The sequence below is a fragment of the Paenibacillus sp. FSL H7-0756 genome, assembly GCF_038006765.1.
Lineage (GTDB): Bacteria > Bacillota > Bacilli > Paenibacillales > Paenibacillaceae > Paenibacillus_AQ.
Genome location: NZ_JBBOVT010000002.1, coordinates 1993363 through 2009713, shown reverse-complemented (window position 1 = coordinate 2009713; position 16351 = coordinate 1993363). Strand labels below are relative to the sequence as shown.

The 16351-nt window shown below is 57.6% G+C and carries 15 protein-coding genes; 12 read left to right on the top strand and 3 right to left on the bottom strand.

The features are described from left to right. Positions 1 to 136 precede the first annotated feature (136 nt). The 6 genes from NST04_RS25315 to NST04_RS25290 all read left to right on the top strand — a co-directional run bounded on the left by NST04_RS25315 (position 137) and on the right by NST04_RS25290 (position 5849). Positions 137 to 1231 (top strand): quinone-dependent dihydroorotate dehydrogenase, encoded by a 1095-nt coding sequence (locus NST04_RS25315; RefSeq protein ID WP_341186684.1) that lies wholly within the window; start codon positions 137 to 139, stop codon positions 1229 to 1231. Positions 1232 to 1258: 27 nt separating this feature from the next. Further along, entirely contained in the window at positions 1259 to 2071 is an 813-nt protein-coding gene (locus tag NST04_RS25310; protein ID WP_036725183.1) for a GTP pyrophosphokinase, read from the top strand. Further along, a complete protein-coding gene (locus tag NST04_RS25305; protein ID WP_341186683.1) occupies positions 2037 to 2525 on the top strand; it encodes a DUF309 domain-containing protein in 489 nt (162 codons plus the stop codon). The genes NST04_RS25310 and NST04_RS25305 overlap by 35 nt, the downstream gene beginning before the upstream one ends. Positions 2526 to 2592: 67 nt before the next feature. Continuing rightward, the gene (locus tag NST04_RS25300; protein ID WP_341186682.1) at positions 2593 to 4215 is read left to right on the top strand and encodes an RsmB/NOP family class I SAM-dependent RNA methyltransferase; all 1623 of its coding nucleotides are present in this window, start codon (positions 2593 to 2595) and stop codon (positions 4213 to 4215) included. 3 nt (positions 4216 to 4218) lie between these two features. Next, complete coding sequence (locus tag NST04_RS25295) at positions 4219 to 4986, top strand: pseudouridine synthase (RefSeq protein WP_341186681.1); 768 nt, start codon at positions 4219 to 4221, stop codon at positions 4984 to 4986. 65 nt (positions 4987 to 5051) lie between these two features. Further along, positions 5052 to 5849, top strand: coding sequence for a Cof-type HAD-IIB family hydrolase (locus NST04_RS25290; protein ID WP_341186680.1), 798 nt, complete (start codon positions 5052 to 5054; stop codon positions 5847 to 5849). Positions 5850 to 5947: 98 nt separating this feature from the next. Here the strand turns inward: NST04_RS25290 and NST04_RS25285 are convergent, their stop codons facing one another. Next, positions 5948 to 6037 (bottom strand): sporulation protein YjcZ, encoded by a 90-nt coding sequence (locus NST04_RS25285; RefSeq protein ID WP_143803672.1) that lies wholly within the window; start codon positions 6035 to 6037, stop codon positions 5948 to 5950. Positions 6038 to 6153: 116 nt separating this feature from the next. Continuing rightward, positions 6154 to 7560 carry an RsmB/NOP family class I SAM-dependent RNA methyltransferase gene (locus NST04_RS25280; RefSeq protein WP_341186679.1) on the bottom strand — a complete coding sequence of 469 codons (1407 nt, stop codon included), beginning with the start codon at positions 7558 to 7560 and terminating at the stop codon, positions 6154 to 6156. Between the two features lie 211 nt (positions 7561 to 7771). On the opposite strand from NST04_RS25280, the gene NST04_RS25275 reads away from it, so the two are divergent. The 3 genes from NST04_RS25275 to NST04_RS25265 are packed head-to-tail and all read left to right on the top strand — an operon-like array spanning position 7772 to position 13705. Next, positions 7772 to 8908, top strand: a complete 1137-nt coding sequence (locus tag NST04_RS25275) for a glycosyltransferase family 4 protein (RefSeq protein WP_341186678.1) — start codon at positions 7772 to 7774, stop codon at positions 8906 to 8908. Between the two features lie 4 nt (positions 8909 to 8912). Continuing rightward, a complete protein-coding gene (locus tag NST04_RS25270; protein WP_341186677.1) occupies positions 8913 to 10397 on the top strand; it encodes a metallophosphoesterase family protein in 1485 nt (494 codons plus the stop codon). Next, positions 10394 to 13705, top strand: a complete 3312-nt coding sequence (locus NST04_RS25265) for an AAA family ATPase (RefSeq protein WP_341186676.1) — start codon at positions 10394 to 10396, stop codon at positions 13703 to 13705. Before NST04_RS25270 ends, NST04_RS25265 begins: the two co-directional genes overlap by 4 nt. Here NST04_RS25265 and NST04_RS25260 read toward each other — a convergent pair. Beyond that, a complete protein-coding gene (locus NST04_RS25260) occupies positions 13692 to 14825 on the bottom strand; it encodes a YkvI family membrane protein (RefSeq protein WP_341186675.1) in 1134 nt (377 codons plus the stop codon). The genes NST04_RS25265 and NST04_RS25260 overlap by 14 nt on opposite strands. Before the next feature lie 176 nt (positions 14826 to 15001). Between NST04_RS25260 and NST04_RS25255 the strand changes: the two genes are divergently transcribed. The 3 genes from NST04_RS25255 to NST04_RS25245 all read left to right on the top strand — a co-directional run bounded on the left by NST04_RS25255 (position 15002) and on the right by NST04_RS25245 (position 16351). Further along, a complete protein-coding gene (locus tag NST04_RS25255) occupies positions 15002 to 15571 on the top strand; it encodes a xanthine phosphoribosyltransferase (RefSeq protein ID WP_036725092.1) in 570 nt (189 codons plus the stop codon). 108 nt (positions 15572 to 15679) lie between these two features. Next, positions 15680 to 15997 carry a hypothetical protein gene (locus NST04_RS25250; RefSeq protein ID WP_340754713.1) on the top strand — a complete coding sequence of 106 codons (318 nt, stop codon included), beginning with the start codon at positions 15680 to 15682 and terminating at the stop codon, positions 15995 to 15997. 132 nt (positions 15998 to 16129) lie between these two features. Then, the gene (locus NST04_RS25245; protein ID WP_036695680.1) at positions 16130 to 16351 is read left to right on the top strand and encodes a hypothetical protein; all 222 of its coding nucleotides are present in this window, start codon (positions 16130 to 16132) and stop codon (positions 16349 to 16351) included.

The window sequence follows — 16351 nt, the reverse complement described above, 5'->3', positions numbered from 1 at the left end:
GGAAGTGCGGCAAGGCGGGGACAATCGCTGCGGCAAAAAACTTTTCTTTTCCCCCGGAAACGGATAAAATTAAGAAGAAACCTATAGATACGGGAGTCGTTATGTCAATTGTGGTTCCCTTGAAGGAGCGAGAACGGTGCTGTATCGACATTTTGGCAAGCCAATTTTCTTTAAAATGGACCCGGAGACGGCGCATCATCTCGTCATCGGCGGACTGAATAAAGCAGATCTAGTACCCGGCGGGAGCGCAGCCATGCGCCTGATGTACGGGGTTCCTGAGACGGCAGATCTTGCAGTAGACCTGTTCGGGGTACATTTCCCGACCCCTGTGGGCTTAGCGGCAGGGCTGGATAAGAATGCGGAAGCGGTAGGAGGGTTCTCTTCGATCGGCTTCGGATTCATGGAGGTAGGCACGGTAACTCCGGTAGGCCAGCCCGGCAATGACAGCCCACGGCTGTTCCGGCTGCTGCCCGACAAGGCGCTTATTAACCGGATGGGCTTCAATAATGAAGGCGCTGAGGCTATGGCTGAACGTCTCAAGAAGCTGAAGAAGCGCAGAATTCCGGTGGCGGTCAATATCGGACGCAACAAGGCCACCCCGAATGAATTGGCGCATGAGGATTACCGCAAGTGTATCCGTACGCTGTATCCGTACGGTGATTTTTTTGTGGTCAATATCAGCTCGCCGAATACCCCGGATCTCCGGAGTCTTCAGCATGGCAGCGAGCTCTCGAACCTGCTTAGCGAGGTTAAGGAAGAGATGGAGCTGCAGCGGGTGAAGACGGGCACTACGAAGGGGCTGCTGGTCAAGATCGCTCCCGATGTCAGCGACGCTGAGCTGGAATATATGGTACATACCATCAGGGAAGCCGGAATGGACGGCATCATTGCCACCAATACGACACTCTCCCGTGAAGGGCTGCAGAGTGACAAAGCCGGAGAGACGGGCGGGCTGAGCGGTCAGCCGCTGCGTGAACGTTCTACAGAGATTATCCGCAGAATCTATAGCCAGACTGGCGGCAAGCTGCCGATTATCGGGTCGGGCGGGATTTTTACAGCCCAGGATGCTTACGATAAGATACGTGCGGGCGCCAGTCTGGTCGAAATTTATACAGCACTCATCTATGAAGGGCCGGAGGTTAACCGCAGAGTGCATGCCGGACTACGGCAGCTGCTGCGGCGGGACGGCTTCCAGAGGCTCCTTGATGCGGTAGGCGCTGATCATCACTGAAGGATGAATGGACAGGAGGACAAGGCGATGGACGTCAGGGACTGGGGAACTTTTCTGCTTCCTTATGAACAAACGGTGGAGGAATTGAAGGTTAAATTCAAGACGATGCGCTCCGAACTTAAGAAAAGGGAAGAATATACTCCGATTGAATTCGTTACCGGCCGTGTAAAGCGGCTGTCTAGCATACTTGAGAAGGCTAAACGCTTAAACGTAAAAATGGAGGATCTGGAAACGGGCATCGAGGATATCGCCGGCATTCGCATTATGTGCCAGTTCGTCGAGGATATCCGCAGAGTGGCGGAATACATCCGTGCCCGCAAAGACCTTGAAGTACTATATGAGAAGGACTACATTACCAATTATAAGGAAAGCGGCTACCGCAGCTTCCATATGATCATCCGGTATCCGGTACAGACTGCGCTGGGTCAAAAGATTGTACTCGCTGAAATTCAAATCCGTACACTGGCGATGAACTTCTGGGCAACCATTGAGCATTCGCTGAATTATAAATACCGGGAGAGCCTGCCTGATGAAATGCGGGTGCGCCTGAAAACGGCAGCAGAAGCGGCTTCCATTCTGGACAGCGAGATGTCGAGTATCCGGGAAGAGATTCTGGAGGCCCAGAAGACCTTCGAGGAGAACTCGAACATGACGACCCAACTGCTGAAGGCAATCCACCAGCTGTATTTCTATCATCTTGTGAATGAAGCGATTGAGAGTCAGGAACGGTTCAATGCGATCTGGCAGGCTCAGGATATGGATGCAATGAAGGAACTGCTGGACCATGTGCGCGAGCTGCTCTCGAATGCCAAGAAGGGCAGCGAGCCGGATGGCTTATGAGCCGCTGTATCTGGCCTACCTCATCTACTTCAACCGGGACAGGGATTATTTCGAATGTCATGAGGTGTTGGAGGAATTATGGCTGGAAAAGCAGCGTGATCCGTTATACAAAGCTCTGCTGCAGGTGGCAGTCGGGCTGTACCATTTCCGTAATGCCAATGTGCGCGGCGGCCTGATTCTGCTGAAGCAGTCTCATGAAGTACTGGGCAGATATCCGGCGGTGACGCTGGGGATTGATCTGGCGAAGCTGGTCCGGGAAGCCGGGGAGTATGTTGCCCGTCTGGAGGCTTACAACGATCAGCCCTTTGATTATTATGATCTCACAATCCGCATCGTAGACCCCGTGCTGGAGGAAGAGGTCAGGCTCGCTGCTGAGTCTACTCCGCCTGTGCTGCCTCAGCGGCGCGGGCCGCAGCGGCCGGACAGACCCAGGCACAGCCCGGGTGGCGCTTGACCATAGTAAGGTACAACAGGAGCACCCGCAGGGGTGTTCCTGATTATTTGAGCGGGAGGACGGCATCATGACAGCACAACTGCCCGGAGCTTTCGCGCAGCGTATGAAAGAGCTGCTGGGACCGGAATATGAGCAATTTACAGATACCTATCAGCAGTCACCTTACGGGGGAATCCGGGCCAATACACTGAAAATAACGGTGGACGGGCTGCGGGAGCACTCCCCCTTCCCCCTGGAGCCGATTCCCTGGTGCCCTTCGGGCTTCTATACCGGAGAGGGAGCCAGACCCGGAAAGCACCCCTATTATCATGCGGGGCTGTACTATATTCAGGAGCCGAGTGCCATGGCCCCGGTTGAACTGCTGGATGTTCAGCCGGGGGATCGGGTGCTCGATCTGTGCGCAGCCCCGGGCGGCAAGTCTACCCAGATTGCTGCCAAGCTGCAGGGTGAAGGCCTGCTAGTCTCGAATGACCTGCATCCTGAACGGACAAAGGCGCTCGCCAAGAATCTGGAGCTGTACGGGGTACGTAACGGCATTGTCCTGAATGAGCGCCCGGAGCGGATTGCGGCGGCCTTTCCCCGCTTCTTCGACCGGATTCTGATCGACGCGCCGTGTTCGGGTGAAGGCATGTTCCGCAAGGACGAGGATATGGTCAGACAGTGGGAGCCGGGAACCCCGGACAAATATGCGGAGATGCAGCGGGAGATTCTGCAGACGGCAGCCACGGCGCTGAAGCCGGGCGGAACGATGGTCTACTCGACGTGCACCTTCGCGCCGGAAGAGGACGAGGAGCTGGTGGCCGGATTCCTGGCTGGCCATCCGCACTTCTCGCTGGTTCCCATAGGCGGAACCGGTCCGTACGCTGCCGGACTCGGCCCATTGCCGGGTGCGGCGCGGCTGTGGCCGCATAAGGTCAAGGGGGAAGGGCATTTCATGGCGGTATTGCGTCATGAGGGAAGTGGCGGATCGGAGAGAGAGGCATTTGAAACCGGGGCAGCAGGAAATGGAACTACGGTGACAAACACTTTAGAGAACGTAAAAGCACGAAATGAGTCGAGAGAGAAAAGTCTGTCAGCCGCGCCCCGGAGCAAGCCTGGCAAAACAGACTCTCATAGTAAGGCAGTTCCCGGTAAGGCAGATTACGGCCGGGGCGGCAAGGGAGGACGCGGATCTGGACACGGCTCCGGCTCTGGCTTTGGTAGAGCCGGAACGGGTCCAGGTCCGCAGTCACAGCGAACTGGCGGGGAAGCGGTAGCGTTCGCGGTCTATGCGGACTTTATTCAAGAGCTGCTGGGGACACAGCCGCCCGGACATGCGATATGGTTCGGCGACCATCTTTATATCTCCCCGTTGCCGCGTGAAGCGCTGGACGGGCTGAAGACGGTCCGGCCGGGCTGGTATGTGGGGCAGATCAAGAGCGGCAGATTCGTTCCCGGTCATCCGCTCGCTACAGCACTTCGTCCTGAGGAATGCAGCCGCTCGGTATCGCTATCCAGCGCCAGCGGGGAAGCGGTCTCCTACCTGAAGGGGGAGACCTTGTCGATCCCCGCAGAACGCATGTCCATTAAGGATGGACATGCTTACAAAGGTTATACTCTCGTTTGCATTGACGGCTTCAGCGCAGGCTGGGGCAAATGGCAGGACGGACTACTGAAGAACGAATATCCCGCAGGCTGGAGGTGGACTTAGAGTATGGCTACAGGAGGAACGGCGAATAAGAAACAGCGGATTGATAAGGTGCTGTCCCACATGGGGATTGGCTCGCGCAGCGATATCCGCAAGCAGGCCAAGCAGGGCCTGATCACAGTCAATGGAGCTGTCGTCAAAGACAGCGGGTTCCATGTAGACCCGGAGCAGGACCGCATAGAGGTTGGCGGGGAGCCGGTTCTCTACCGGGAATTCATCTATCTGATGATGAATAAACCGCCGGGCGTATTATCCGCCACCGAAGACAAACGGGACCGTACGGTTCTGGATCTGCTGAAGCAGGAGTATGCGCAGTTCGAGCCGTTCCCGGTCGGACGGCTGGATAAGGATACCGTGGGGCTTCTGCTGCTCACGAATGACGGCAAGCTGGCACATGAGCTGCTGTCCCCGCGCAAGCATGTCCCCAAAACCTACGAGGCTACCGTTGAGGGGGAGGTTGATGCAGCGGATGTGGCTGCTTTTGCCGAGGGTGTTACGCTTGAGGATGGTTATGTGACTCTGCCCGCGCAGCTTAGCATTCTAAGCAGAGAACGGGGCAGCCGTGTGCTGTCGTATATCTCACTCACCATTACGGAAGGCAAATTCCATCAGGTGAAGCGGATGTTCGTGGCTGTCGGGAAGAAGGTAGTGTTCCTGAAACGGGTGTCGATGGGCGAACTCAAGCTGGATGAGACGCTGCCCGAGGGAGCTTGCCGGGAGCTCACGGCCCGTGAGCTTACGCTGCTGCGCGGCGGCGGGGATGCGGAATCGTAAGGATTAGTTAAATAGAGACCAGGAGCGAACTGGCGGTATACTATACAGAGATAGGATGATGGGGTATGAAATACAAGCTGATTGCACTGGATGTAGACGGAACACTGCTGAATGATGATCATCAGCTCAGTGAAGAGAATAAAGCGGCGATTGCCGAGGTCACACGCCAGGGCGGGCAGATTGTACTCTGCACAGGGCGCAGTCCGCAGAATTCGATTCCTTTTATGGAGGAGATGGGCTTGTCGGGCTATGTGCTTGGCCATAACGGGGCGGCAACGGTAAGCGTCAAGGACCGTAAGGTGCTGCACCAGTATGGGCTGGACGCCAGAGGGCTGGACCCGTATATCGCCTATTGCCGCGAGCGTGATATCCATTTCGATGTGAACACAACGTTTGAGATGTATGTGGACAATGTGGAGAACCTGACGAAGGAAGCCCACTATATGTATGAGCATTTCCGGATTATGCCTGCATCTCTTCCCGCTTGGGAGGACTTCCGCGAACCGATTGTGAAATTCACTGTATTCACACAGTCCGATATTCTGGATGAAGCGCAGCGGGAGTGGGCTACTTGGGGAGAGCAATACAACATTCTGCGCAGCGGAGAGTTCTTCGTCGATTTGATGCACCCGGAATCCTCCAAAGGCAATGCCCTGAAGCATCTGGCAGCCGAGCTTGGCATCCCGCAAGAGCAGGTGCTGTCGATCGGCAACTATTACAATGATATCTCCATGCTGACCTATGCCGGTCTGGGTGTGGCGATGGATAACTCTCCGGTGGAGGTCAAAGCAGCCGCAGATGTGATCACCGGCACTAATAATGACAACGGCGTGCGCGATGCGCTGGTGAAGTACTGTTTGTAAGTAGACTAATTCAACTTGCATAGTGATGAAAAAGCAGCCTGCCCCCATTAAGGGAGCGGGCTGCTTGAGGTCCGTGTGCTGTGCTGCTTACAGCGGAATTAGACGAACAACGAACGGGAAATGATTACGAGCAATATGAAGAGTACCAAAATCGCACCGGTTGAAGTGAAGCCTACACCTGCACCCATGTCTGATTCCTCCCTTGATTCATGTCTGTTCCCATTTGCCGGCGCTTAAGTCCGGCGGATCTCCATGGGATAATGACATCATATGCGTAGGGAGGCTTCATGAACTGGTCAACTGCCTAAACCTCGTCAAGATGGGCTTTTAGAATCCGCAGACCCTTGGGCAAATGATTCTTGAGCTGGCCGGAGCTGGCTTTGCCCCAGCCTACGGGCAAGCCGTCTACGGTTACCAGCGTCCAGCCATGCAGGCTTGGCGGAACCGGCAGACTCTCTCCGCGCAGCCAGGCCTGGATTTCCGGGCCGTCCGCAGGCATATCATAGCTGCGTGCCGCCTGATCCGGCCGCAGAGCCATGGCCAGAGCGTGGGCAGGCTCGATCCGGTTCTTTTTGAGATGGGCAATATGCAGTCCGGCACGCGGCACCTTGAGCCCGTCCAGTATACCGGTATGCAGCCGCTCCCTGAATGCCTCAGGCAGCAGATACAGGGATTCGCCGAAGAGAAGCGGCACGCCGTGTCCGGCGAATCCGGGCAATTCTGCCTCCGACCAGCTCATGAACTGTTGATGGGCCTCCCTAAGCGTAGCACTTGCCTTCTGACTATTACTGCCGCGTTCACCGCGTTTACTTTTGCTTGAACGTGAAGCAGATTCTGTCTGGTCAGCGGAAGCAGCCTTGTGCAGCAGGGCCACAAAATGCCCTTCACCCCGCTCCAGGTGGGGCCACAGCCGCTTCGTAACGATCAGCTCCATATCGGGATAGGTCTGCACGAAGCGCTCCATCGTCTCCTCATTCTCCTGGCGGTTGAAGGTACAGGTCGAATAGACCATATGACCGCCAGGCTTCAGCATCAGATACGCATCCTGCAGAATATCCCACTGTCTGGCTACACAGATCTCCACATGCTTCGGGGACCATTCGTCTATCGCCGCAGGGTCTTTGCGGAACATCCCTTCGCCGGAGCATGGCGCGTCCAGCATAATGCGGTCGAACACCTCAGGGAATCTTTTGGAGAGATCACCGGGAGCTGCGGAGGTAACCAGCGTGTTGCTTATGCCGAGCCGCTCGACGTTTTCGGCCAGGATTTTGGCCCGCTCCGGGTGGATTTCATTGGAAATAAGCAGCCCTTGCCCCTGCATCAGTGAGGCGATATGGGTGGTTTTGCCGCCGGGAGCGGCCGCCAGGTCGAGAACGATCTCACCGGGGAGCGGCTTCAGCAGCTCGGCTGCGGACATTGCGGAGGGCTCCTGAATATAATATAGTCCGGCGGTATGATACGGATGTCTTCCCGGCCGGACCGGGTCCTCATAGTAGAAGCCCGATGGGCACCATGCTACCAGTGACAGGCCGAATTGTGCGATTGCCTGCTCCGCTGCGGCGCGGCCGGAAGGTGCACTGCTTTTTAACGTATTGAACCGCAGACCCTGGGTCCGCTTAGCAAGATAGCTCTCCAGAAAAGCGTCCGCCGTATCCCCCAGCATCTCTCTAATGTTAGCGGTGTACGCGGCAGGCAGCCGTTCTTCATTCATCTTTCATTCTCCTCTAGTTCAAAATCCAAGATAAGTAAAGCTGTCATCTTAGTTGCTGTTTCGGGTGGATACCGATAAAATTAGGATATGGAACCTTAGCGTACCTATACCTGTAGCTATACCCGTATTTATTATTGTACATATACACAACTATATCATAATTGCCGGCTTTCACCGTAAATAGGGCAATTGTAAAGGGAGATGTACCAATATGAACTTGCTGCAAGCGCTATTCTTCCCGCCGGAGCAGCCCGGTGGTGTATCTTCTATGATCCCTTATCTGCAGGAACGCTTCCGCTCGAGCCGCTGGGAGATGGATTTGTTCTGGCTGCCCAAGCGCATCCGGGGCAAGGGACGCGAAGACATCGTCTTCGAGACCTTTGATTGGACCGTGTACGGCGAAAGTCCGGTTGTACAAAAATACATTCAGACCTACCGGGATTACATCTGGTGGACCAAGCTGCGCATGAGCAAAAATTATGATCTGATCCATGCCCATCATCCGATTGCAGGGCTGGCGATGAAGAGAATTTATCCTGATGTGCCCTTGATTCAGACGCTGCACTCCAGCTATGAGCGTGAATTGATTCTGAACGGGTTGATCCGCGAGGGGGGGATTGAGCATCAGTTCCTGGTCGCCATTTACCGGGAGCTGGAGCATGTGAGTGACCGGCTGATGACGGTTTCGCGTGCTTTTGCCGATTATATGACTCCTTATATTGAGCGGCCGGACAGCATCGGAGTGATCCCGAACGGGTTCGACGAGAAGCGGTTCAAGCCTGTCCCGCATGAGAATGACATCCCGCAGTTGGTCACGGTTACCCGCCTGGTGCCGGCCAAAGGCATCGATATTCTGTTCAAGGCCTGTGCCGAGCTGAAGAAGCGGGGGCATGAATATGTGCTGCATATTATCGGGGACGGACCGAGCCGGGCGGAGCTGGAGAAGCTTGCGCAGGAGCTGGGTATATATAATGAGACTATTTTTTACGGCTATACGCTGCATCCTGAGGAATTCATGCCGTTCTTCGATATCTTCGTATTGCCATCGCGGGCGGAGGCGTTCGGTTCGGTATTTGCCGAGGCTGCGCTGAGCTGTCTGGCGCTGGTCGGGACCAATGTGGGCGGCATTCCCGAGCAAATTGAGGACGGGGTGAACGGGCTGCTGGTGAATCCGGATGATGAGCTGGGACTGGCAGATGCTCTGGAAAAAGTAATCACGGACCCCGGTTACCGCTATGAGCTGTCGCGCTCGGCTTGGGATAAAGCAAAAAGCCTCTATTCCCTGACCCGTGTAGCCAATGAACTGAAGAAAACCTATCTGCAGTTCCAGCCGGGAATGAAGGGGTGAGGCTATGATTCCTTTTCGTTTCCTGCATGCTGCGGATCTGCATCTGGACAGCCGGTTCGCCGGTCTGTCTCATCTCCCGCCGGATATCCGCTCCTATCTCCGGGAGTCCACCTTCGCCGCCCTCGGGCGGCTTGTTGGCGTAGCCACCCTGCAAAAGGTAGATTTCGTGGTCATTAGCGGCGATGTCTACGATGTCTCGGATGCATCGCTTCAAGGGCAGCTCCGGTTCCGGGAGGCTCTGGAGGAACTCGGACACCACGGAATTCAGGTATTCCTGATCCACGGTAACCATGATCCGCTGGACGGCCCGCGCCTTAGCTCAGCACCGCCTGCCCATGTTACGGTATTCGGCGGCAGTGAGCCGGAACGCGTTACCGCCCGCCGCCGGGTGGACGGGAAGGAGGTAGCTGTGATCAGCGGCATCTCCTACCCGACCTCCAAAGTGACAGAGAATACAGCTCTGCGCTTCAGCCGCCAGCCGGGCAGCAGCCTGTTCCACATCGCCCTGCTGCACGGCAATGTGGACGGGGATCTCCAGCATGAGACTTACTCCCCATGCACCCGGAAAGATCTGATCGGCAGGGGCTATGACTATTGGGCGCTGGGGCATATTCATAAGCGGAGTATTCTGCATGAGCATCCGCCTATCGTCTATCCGGGCAACATTCAAGGAAGAAGCATTAAGGAGACCGGGCCAAAGGGCTGCTATACGGTTGATGTCAGTGCAGAGGGTGCAGTCCGGCTGGATTTCCATGAACTGGACAGTGTACGCTGGCAGGTCCGCGAGCTCTCGATTGAAGGACTCACTGACGAGGCAGAGTGGACCCTGGCTGTAGAGAATGCAGTGGAGGATATCCGCAGAGAGACTCCGCAGATGATGTCTGTGGTCAGATTCCGCCTGACCGGGCGGGGGGATATACATAAGGTGCTGGCTGAAAAGGGGGCGGCAGATGATCTGCTCACCGAGCTCCAGCGGCGGGAAACTGTGCGCGCGGTGCGCAAAGAATACGCGGGCTTGGTCTGGACGGAAGGCTTCTCCATTGAAACGGGACTTGCGGTTGACCGGGAGCACTTGCTTCTGGAGGACAGCTTCCTGGGTGAAATGCTACGGCTTGCCGGGCACAGTAGCGGGAATGCCGCAGAGCTGGACGAGCTGGTCGCTACTGCGCTGAGACCGCTGATGGAGAACCAGGAGCTGCGCAGGCTGCTATTATCCGTAGGAGCCGAAGAGAAGCAGGAATGGCTGAGAGGTGCAACAGAGCTGGGAATCACTCTGCTGAGCGGACTGGAAGAGTCCGGAGGGACGCCGCTGAATACTGCGGAAGAAGGCAAGGTGTATTCTGTTGAGGGCAATGGAGCAGGGCTGGAAGGGACTGGACGGGCGTGGGAAAATGCGCCGGCGGATGCTGACGGATGGGTGATGAGTAAGAACACTGCCGGGGATACCGGAGATAGTGATGGACAGCAAGACCGGGAGGTAGAGGGATGAAGATCGATTCATTGCGGATCGGCGGCTACGGAAGGCTGGCTCAGCGGGAGATTGGACTGAATGAAGGGGTCACGGTTCTGTTCGGACGCAACGAGGCTGGTAAAAGCACGACCCTGCAGTTCATCCGTGCCATGCTGTACGGCATCCCCGGCCGGGGGAATCCGGCTGAACGGTACGAGCCGCTGCAAGGAGGGACGCACGGCGGAGTTCTGGAAGCAAGGGATGAGTCCGGCGCATTATGGACCATCCGCCGGTATGCTTCCGGCGGCGCGGGGCCGGGCAGAGCGGAGAAGCTGCATATTGCACTCCTCCATCCGGATGGCCGCACGGAGGAGCTGAATCAGGCGGAGCTGGAGCGGCGTCTGCTTGGCGGCATCTCCCGGAGCATGTTCCGCCAGCTGTTCGCTGTCTCGCTTGACGAGCTGCAGGAGCTGGGTGCCTTGCAGTCCGGGGAAATGAGCAGCTACCTGTTCCATGCCGGGATGGGCGGCGGCGGGGAGATTATGCGGGCCGAGAAGCGTCTGGTCCAGGAGGCCGAGAAGCTCTACAAGCCGCGAGGCAAGGTCCAGGAGGCGGCCAGGATTCTACAGTCTATCGGGAAGCTGGAGCAGGAGGTAGCGGAGAGCCGCTCTTATCTGCCGAGATATAACGGGAATACCCTGGCTCTGGAAGCAGCGGAGCAGAAGCTGGAGCAGATGAAGCTGGACCGCGGGCTCGCCGGTGCAAGGCTGATGAAGCTGCACAAGGCGCAGGACATCCGGGAGCTGTGGCTGAAATGGAGCGAAGGCCGGCTGGAGCTGGAGGAGCTGCCTGTGATTGCATCGTTCCCGGATAACGGGGCGGAACGCTGGAGGTCGCTTACAGCCGATCTGCGCAGCTTGCAGGGTGCAGCGTTCCGGCTGGAACGGCTTACGGCAGAGCTTACCGCAGAGCTTGCGGCGAAGCCGCCTGATCCTCTGCTTGCAGAGCAGGGGCCTGCGCTCGAAGCGCTGGACCGCAGCCGCAGCAGCTATGAGGACAAGCGGGCGGAGCAGCAGCGGATTCAGGCGGAGCTTGCGGCTCTGCGGGAGCAGCTGCAACGCCTGCTGCGCAGCATTGGCGCAGGCTGGGATACCGCAGAGCTTGCGGGCTTCACACCGGCCGCCGCGGACCGGGAGGCCGCGCGGCGTTACGCCGCCTCCTTTGCCGGATATGACCGGCAAATGGAGACCCGGGGCGCGGAGCTGCTGAGCCTCCGCGCCCGCAAGGCCGCCGCCGCTGCTGCGCTGCAGGCGGCCGAGCGCCTGCTGGCGCAGGAGCACGCCAGCGGCGCAGCGGACTTCGCGGGCCTGGCACCGCGCAGCCCGCGTGAACTGGTGCAGCTCTGGGACGAGCTGCAGCAGGCCGCCGAGCGCTGGCGCGAAGCGCAGCTCGGCCCGGAAGGCGGCGCGTCAGCTCCGCGCCGCAGGGATACCGCCGGGGGCAGCCGCCCCGGCGACAACGGGCGCCGGGCGGTACGCTACCGGCGCTTCCTGCAGGCGGGCGCAGCGCTTACGCTGCTGCTGCCGCCTGCGCTGTGGCTGACCGGCGCACCGCCGGTCAGCGTATGGTCCGCGCTCGGCCTGCTGGCCGCAGCGGACCTGTGGCTATGGGCCGCCCTGCGCGCAGCGGGGGCGGCGGGGTCCCCGCCGGAGCCCGGCGGCGGGGAAGCGGGCAAGGCCGCAGCGGAGATGCTGCGGCTGCGCGGGCTGTTGCTCTCCGGCGCGGAGCGGGAGAGCGGCCCTAAGGCCGCCAGCCCTGACGCAGGCGGGCTGGAGGCCGGGATGCGCGAGCTGCGCCGGCTGATGGAGGCCTGGGGCACCTGGCGCCAGCGCGTTGACCGGCAGGCGGCTGAGGCCGAGGCCTGCCGGACGGAGCTTGCGCAGCTGAGCGGACAGGAGCAGGTGCTGACCGGCGAGCTGGAGGAAGCGGAGGCCCGCTTCACGGAGCTGGCGGCACGCTACGAAGCATGGCTGCGTCAGCGGAGACTCCCCGAAGGGCTGTCGCCGGACGGCCTGCCGGATATCTTCGCCCTGGCAGAGCAGGGCCATGAGCTGCTGTGCCAGGAGGCCAAATGGTCTGCGCGGCTTAGCGGACTGGCTGAGGAATGTGCGCTCTATGAGCAGGAAGGGCTGAAGCTGTTTACGGCTGCGGAGACCGGACGGCCAGCTCCAATTCCTTTTGTAGCTGATCAGCAATCGGTACCGGCTGCTCCGTTTGCTGCACAGCACCGCCTACCCGCCACCGATCCTACTGCCCAATACGCACCCGCAACTCCAGCTGCTCCTGGTCACCCTACCCCAGCCGCCCTCTTAACCTGGCTGGAGCTGCGGAAGCGGGAGTGGGATCAGCTGAGGGCTGAGCTGCTACGCAGAGAGAGTGTGGAGGTGCGGCTGGCTGAAGTCCGGGAGGAGCTGGCAGCGAATCACAGGGAGCAGGCGGAATTGAACCTGCGGTGCTCGAAGCTGCTGGAGGAAGGCAGTGCTGAGAACGGAGAGGAGTTCCTGCGCCGTTCCTCTGCGTGGCTGAGACGGATAGAGGTTACGCGGTTCGTGCGTCAAGCGGAGCTGGCGATGTTCAGCGGATGGGATGATGAAGGCCGGGCGGAGCTGCTGAGTCTGCTGGAGCATCTGGATGCCGGGCGGCTTGAGCAGGAGCATCAGGCTGCGGAAGAAGCGGCGGCCGAGCTTGAAGAGGAGCGGAGCATGCTGCTTGAGCAGCGCGGCAAGCTGCTGCAGGAACGGGAAGCGTTGACAGAGCGAGGCAAGGAAGATACTGCCCTCCAGCAGCTGGAGGAGCAGCGGGCGTCACTGCGTAATCTGGCCGGGCAATATGCGGTAACGGCGCTGGCGGCCGAGCTGATGGGGCGGACGCGCAGAATCTATGAACAGGAGAAGCAGCCTCAGGTGCTGCAGCTCGCCTCCTTGTACTTCTCGAAGCTCACGTACGGGGAATACCGCCGGATCGTGATGACACTGGGGCACAAAGAGCTGAAGGCTGAACACAAGGATGCCGGACTGCTGGACAGCGGACTGCTCAGCCGGGGAACCGCAGAGCAGCTGTATCTGGCGATCCGGCTGGCACTGGCAGAAACGATGAGCAGCAAGGTCAATTTGCCGATGTTCTTCGATGATCTCTTCGTTAATTTCGATGAACACCGGCTTCAAGCGGCCCTGGCTCTGCTTGGCGAGCTGTCGGCTTCCCGGCAGATCGTCATGATGACCTGCCACCGTCATGTCGCCGAAGCAGTGGCGGGCATCATTCCTGCAGCAGCAGTTATTTCCGTGTAGTCCGGATGGCAGGCTTGATGCTGACAATCGTGATTCCCTGCTTTTTGCCGCCCGCCCCTCCTGCCGGTGGCTTCCCCTGTCCTGGCGGCGGAGACATGGGGGAGCGCACCAGCATGATCACCCATATCAGACACAGCGCGCCGAAAATCGGGTAGAAGATGCCCAGCAGTGAGCTGAAGCCGAATTGGCTGAACACATAGCAGATCAGCATCAGCAGCGGGGCGACAAGCGCAGGGGCAACCGGGAGCCGCTGCTGGAGCTGTACGCTTACCCCGTAGATTCCCGCAACAAAGGTGCTGAAGATTTCCATGAAGATCAGCAGCAGAAAAATCATCTGCACCACCGGACCCAGCCGGACGGCGATGCTTCCCATCGGAATCTCGAACTGCAGGATGCCCGGCATCTGCGAGCTCATGGCAAAATGAGCCGCCAGCAGCATGAACCCGATACCCGCTCCGCCCAGAATACCGCCGCGCACCAGCGCACGTTCGTCATCCGTATGGCGGGCCAGCGGAACGAGTACAGCCTGAGCCATGCCAAGGTTGAACGAGGTATAGAGCAGCGGAGAGATCCAGGCGTTGATGCTGCTGTAATCGGTGGGCAGGAAGAGGAAGCGTTCGGCTCCCGCAACGCCCAGCGTATTACAGACAAGGATTAGCGACAAAGTAAGCATCAGGGGCACCACCAGGCTGTTGATCTGCAGAATGCCGGAAATACCGCGCTTCAGGAGCAAGTATGATCCAAGGATCGTCAGAAGCAGCCCCGCCTGATAGGGAAGGCCGAGATGCTCCTTGAAGATCGCCCCGGCGCCTGCGAGCATGATGCTGTTCACCCCGATCAGAATAATCATGGTGAACAGGCTGATGATGGTCCCGGCCTTGGCTCCGAACAGGTGGCGGTTGAAATCCTCATACGAGTCCGCAGAGATTTTCCGGGCGATGATCATCATTTTGGTGCCCAGCCAGATAAAGAGAGCGGCAGAGAATAGAATCGTCAGCAGCGCCCAGTGTCCGTACCTGGTGAAAAAACGGAGGATTTCCTGGCCGGTAGCGAATCCGGCGCCTACAATGGTGCCAATATAAGTGAACGCGATCTGTAATGTGCGGACATGTGACTTCATGCTTAGCCTCCTTATGAATGCTGCGAAGTTTATAATCGCGGGGCCTGCAAGGATATAGCCTTGTGTAGTCCGCATAGTACAGGTTATGATGAGGAACAGAGGGACATGACTTCCGCCTGGACGAACAGGTGCGATTTCGGTGAAACGTCTATAAAGGGTAATGGAGGCTTACAATTATGGAATTATTGAAACAGCGGATATTGGAGGAAGGCGTAGTCGTCTCGGATCAGGTGCTGAAGCTGGACGGACTGCTTAACCACCAGGTCGATCCGATGCTTACGATGGAAATGGGACGGGAATTTGCCCGCAGATTTGCTGAGGCTGGAGTGACTCGCGTAGTGACTGTGGAATCCTCGGGGATTGCCGTGGCATTTGCCACCGCTTATGAGATGAAGGTGCCGCTGGTGTTTGCCCGCCGCAAAAAAACGCTGCTGGCTGATCCCGACGCTCTGTGTGAACGGGTTCCATCTTTTACCAAAGGAATTGTTACAGACATCATGCTGTCCCGCCAGTTCATCTCGGAGGATGACAAAATCCTCTTCATCGATGACATTATCGCCAACGGCGACGCGGCCCGCGGCCTGATTAAGATTATCCAGCGTTCAGGAGCCGAGCTGGTGGGCCTTGGCGTAGTGGTCGAAAAAAGCTTCCAGGCCGGTGCACGCACGATCCGCGAACAGGGAATCCGTCTGGAATCCCTTGTTGATATTACCTCTCTTAATGACGGGACGATTGTTTTTGGATAAGGTGGAAGTGACAATAACAGGAACACAGCCTATTTTTTAAACATCTGCTTTTCACCCTATAAGTTTTCCTTTATAATAAAAATTAGACATGAGAGAGGAGGCGTCACAATGGGGAATGAACCGGTGACAGAGCAATTTTTTATTGATAAACTAACCGAGGCTAAGGATCACTTCGAACGTGCGCTGGATTGCAAACACACGGAGTTCGACGATTTGTATCCCTATATGATCGAACATCCTCAGTTTTTCTGGTACAAACGTTATGTTGCTTGGTCAGAGCTTTTGACAATCACAAGTTTGTGTGAAGAGCTGTCGTTCAGCTGGAGACAGACATTCACAGAGCATCAGGTCGAATATCTGGAACAACGTGTGATGTCCGCTAAAGTTCTTGACTTCTGGTTTGAGAAGAATGAAGCGCTGATATAGGAACTTCATAAGACATACAGATTGCTTTTGAAAGATAACTAGACCCGGATGATTCTCATTTGGGTCTTTTTCATGACCGGATTCAGAGTTGAATTTGGACAAGCTAAGCACAGAGAGGGGAGCAAAAATACTATGATCAGTGATGAACAACTAGATGCCTACCGGATTTCCGGTGAGCGGGTAAGAGTCGTGCGCGACGGACTGGCGAGCAATGATATCAGAGGGATCGTGCTGGCCTGGGACGAGACTCAGGTGATGATCCGGCGTCCGAACAAGCATGTGGTGAAGCTGGACCGGAGATACTTGTATCAGCCGGTGAGCGAGCCCAGACCGGAAGCCTATACCTCAGAATAA